We start from the raw sequence: 4287 nt of genomic DNA on the forward strand, positions 1-4287 counted from the left end.
GCGCCGCCGCCGCCGCGCCGATCGAGGGCACGGGCGACCCCGAGCGCGACGCCCGCTTCGCCCGCGAGGGCGCCGCGGCCCTGGCCCAGTATGAGGCGCGCCGCCGCCCCCTGTCCGGCGGCACCGGCGTGACCGGCGTTCAGGACGGACCGGGCTCGAACTTCGGCATCGGGGTCGCTGGCGCGCATCTGGATCCGTCGCTCCAGCCGGACTCGAGCCAGAACCTCCGCACCCGCCGCGACGGTCCCCGCTAGCGACACCCCCATCACGCGCTCAAGCAGCGAGCCGCCGCGTGGCGAGCGATAGCGCCGGAACACGCCCCTCAGGCAGCGAGGCCCCACGGGCCGAGCGATAGGGGCAAAAGAAAAGGCGGCCCCGTTTCCGGGACCGCCTTCCTTCAGTTCAGGTCCGTGACCCGGATCAGCCTTCCGACTGCTCCAGCTCCAGGGCCAGGTCGGCCGGCAGCGGCTCGACCGCGTCTTCGCGGGCTTGCGTCAGCTCGGCGTCACGCTCGTTAGCGATCTTCTGCAGGCTGCGCAGGTAGGCGCCCGTACCGGCCGGGATCAGGCGGCCGACGATGACGTTTTCCTTCAGGCCTTCCAGGGTGTCGCGCTTGCCGTTGACCGAGGCGTCGGTCAGCACGCGCGTGGTTTCCTGGAACGACGCCGCCGAGATGAAGCTGCGGGTCTGCAGCGACGCCTTGGTGATGCCCAGCAGGACCGGCTGAGTGGTGGCCAGACGACCGCCGCGCTTCTCGACCTTGGCGTTCTCGAGCGCCGCTTCAGCCACTTCGACGGTGTCGCCGCGGATCAGGGTGGTTTCACCCGAATCCAGCACTTCCACCTTCTGCAGCATCTGACGGACGATCACCTCGATGTGCTTGTCGTTAATCGGCACGCCCTGCAGGCGGTAGACTTCCTGCACTTCGTTGACGAGGTATTCGGCCAGCGCTTCGACGCCCTGGATGCGCAGCAGATCGTGCGGATCCGGGTTGCCGTCGATGATGTAGTCGCCCTTCTGGATCAGATCGCCGTCGTGGACGGAGATGTGCTTGCCCTTCGGGATCAGGAATTCCACCGCCTCGGCCTGGTTGCCGTCGGCATCCGGCTCCGGGGTGATCTTGATGCGACGCTTGTTCTTGTAGTCGCGACCGAACTCAACGCGGCCATCCATTTCGGCGATGACGGCGCAGTCCTTCGGACGACGGGCTTCGAACAGTTCGGCGACGCGCGGCAGACCGCCGGTGATGTCGCGGGTCTTGGCGCCTTCGGTCGGAACGCGGGCGATGATCTCGCCCGGCTTGACCTCGTCGCCGTTCGAAACGGACAGAACCGCGCCCACGGGCAGCAGGTAACGGGCGTCAGAGCCCGAGGCCAGCTTGGCGTAGGCGTCGCCCTGGGTCACGCCCATGGCCGGACGCAGGTCCGAACCACGCGGCGAAGCCCGCCAGTCGCTGACGACGCGCTGGGCGATACCGGTCGCCTCGTCGGTCTCTTCCTTGACCGACAGACCTTCCACCAGGTCCTCGAAGCGCACCGTACCGGCGACTTCGGTGAGGATCGGGGTGGTGTAGGGGTCCCACTCGGCCAGGCGTTGACCCTTGGCGATGTCGCCGCCGTCCTTGACGCGGATGCGGGCGCCGTACGGGACCTTGTGGGTCTCGCGGTCCTTGCCGTCCACGGTCACGACGACGGTCACGTTGCGGCTCAGGGCCACCAGATCGCCGTGCGCGGCCTTGACGACCGGGCCGTTGATCTTGGCCGTACCGGCGTTGGTCGCCTCGTAGAACGAGGTTTCCGCCACCTGCGCGGTGCCGCCGATGTGGAAGGTCCGCATGGTCAGCTGGGTGCCCGGCTCGCCGATCGACTGGGCGGCGATGACGCCCACGGCTTCGCCGATGTTGACGTTGGTGCCGCGGGCCAGGTCACGGCCGTAGCACATGGCGCAGATGCCGGCTTCGGCTTCACAGGTCAGGGCCGAACGGACCTTGATCGACTGGACGCCGGCCGCATCGATGGCCTCGACTTCCTCTTCCTGCAGATAGGTGTCCGCGGGGAACAGGACCTTGTCGCCGCCCGGCTCCTTGATGTCCTCGGCCGCGTAGCGACCCAGGACACGTTGGCCCAGCGAGACCAGCACGTCGCCGCCTTCGACCACGGCGCGCAGGGTGATGCCGCGCGTCGAGCCGCAGTCGTCCTCGGTGACGATCGAGTCCTGCGCGACGTCCACCAGACGGCGGGTCAGGTAACCCGAGTTGGCGGTCTTCAGCGCGGTGTCAGCCAGACCCTTACGGGCGCCGTGGGTGGAGTTGAAGTACTCCAGCACGGTCAGGCCTTCCTTGAAGTTCGAGATAATCGGGGTCTCGATGATCTCGCCCGACGGCTTGGCCATCAGGCCCCGCATGCCGCCCAGCTGCTTCATCTGCGCCTGCGAACCACGGGCGCCCGAGTTGGCCATCATGTACACCGAGTTGATGTCCGGGTTCTGACCCTTGGCCAGAACGCGCGGCTGCGCGATCTCGCCCATCATCGCGTCGGCGATCTTGTCGGTGACCTTGGCCCAGGCGTCGACGACCTTGTTGTACTTCTCGCCCTTGGTGATGAGGCCGTCAGCGTACTGCTGCTCGTACTCTTCCACCTGGGTGCGGGTTTCCGCGACCAGACCGGCCTTGGCTTCCGGAATGACGATGTCGTCCTTGCCGAACGAGATGCCGGCCTTGGCGGCTTCACGGAAGCCCAGCTGCATCATCTGGTCGGCGAAGATGACCGTCGCCTTCTGACCACAGTGACGGTAGACCTGATCGATCAGGTTCCCGATTTCCTTCTTGGTCAGGTTCTTCTCGAGCAGGCGGTAGCCGATGTTCGGGTTGTGCGGGAGCAGGGCGCCCAGCTTCATCCGGCCCGGGGTCGAGTCGATGACCTTGGTCACGGTCTCGCCGGCGGCGTTCATTTCCGTCCAGCGGGCCTTGATCTTGGTGTGCAGCGTCACGGCCTTGGCGTCGAGCGCGGCGTCGATCTCACCCATGTTGGCGAACAGCTTGCCTTCGCCGACTTCCCCGTCCTTGACCAGCGACAGGTAGTACAGGCCCAGGACGATGTCCTGCGACGGCACGATGATCGGCTTGCCGTTGGCGGGCGACAGGATGTTGTTCGTCGACATCATCAGGACGCGCGCTTCCAGCTGGGCCTCGAGGCTCAGCGGGACGTGCACGGCCATCTGGTCGCCGTCGAAGTCGGCGTTGAACGCGGTACAGACCAGCGGGTGCAGGCGGATGGCCTTGCCCTCGATCAGCTTCGGCTCGAACGCCTGGATGCCCAGACGGTGCAGGGTCGGCGCGCGGTTCAGCAGGACCGGGTGCTCACGGATGACCTCGTCGAGGATATCCCACACCTGCGGCTGCTCGCGCTCGACCATGCGCTTGGACTGCTTGACGGTGCCCGACAGGCCCTTGGCGTCCAGACGCGCGTAGATGAACGGCTTGAACAGCTCCAGCGCCATCTTCTTCGGCAGGCCGCACTCGTGCAGCTTCAGCTCCGGACCCACGGTGATGACCGAACGGCCCGAGTAGTCGACGCGCTTGCCGAGCAGGTTCTGACGGAAGCGGCCCTGCTTGCCCTTCAGCATGTCGGCCAGCGACTTCAGCGGACGCTTGTTGGCGCCCGTGATCACGCGGCCGCGGCGGCCGTTGTCGAACAGGGCGTCGACCGATTCCTGCAGCATCCGCTTTTCGTTGCGGATGATGATGTCCGGCGCGCGCAGCTCGATCAGGCGCTTCAGGCGGTTGTTCCGGTTGATGACCCGGCGATACAGGTCGTTCAGGTCCGAGGTCGCGAAGCGGCCGCCGTCCAGCGGCACCAGCGGACGCAGTTCCGGCGGGATGACCGGCACGACGGTCAGGATCATCCACTCGGGCTTGTTGCCGCTCTCGAGGAAGGCCTCGATCAGCTTCAGGCGCTTGGAGGCCTTCTTGGCCTTCATTTCCGAGGGGTTGTCGGCCAGTTCGGCGCGGTGCTTCTCGGCTTCCGCGTTCAGGTCGATGCCCATCAGCAGGTTGCGCACGGCTTCGGCGCCGATCTCGGCGGTGAAGCCGTCATCGCCGAACTCGTCCTGGTAACGGTAGAACTCGTCTTCCGTCAGCAGCTGGTTCTGCTTCAGCGGGGTCAGGCCCGGCTCGGTGACGATGTAGTTCTCGAAGTACAGGACGCGCTCGACGTCCTTCAGCGCCATGTCGAGCATCAGCGAGATGCGCGACGGCAGCGACTTCAGGAACCAGATGTGGGCGACCGG

Annotated in this window: 2 protein-coding genes; one reads left to right on the forward strand and one right to left on the reverse strand. The window is 66.5% G+C overall.

Going from position 1 to position 4287, the window contains the following annotated elements:
• Window positions 1-254 (forward strand): hypothetical protein (locus VGE03_RS06170; protein WP_331045598.1); only part of this gene is annotated, 254 nt, incomplete at its 5' end.
• Window positions 255-420: 166 nt separating this feature from the next.
• Here VGE03_RS06170 and rpoC read toward each other — a convergent pair.
• Window positions 421-4287, reverse strand: a 3867-nt coding sequence (rpoC, locus tag VGE03_RS06175; protein ID WP_331045599.1) for a DNA-directed RNA polymerase subunit beta', incomplete at its 5' end; no start/stop codon positions are given.

The organism is Brevundimonas sp. (genome assembly GCF_036400995.1).
Taxonomy (GTDB): Bacteria; Pseudomonadota; Alphaproteobacteria; order Caulobacterales; family Caulobacteraceae; genus Brevundimonas.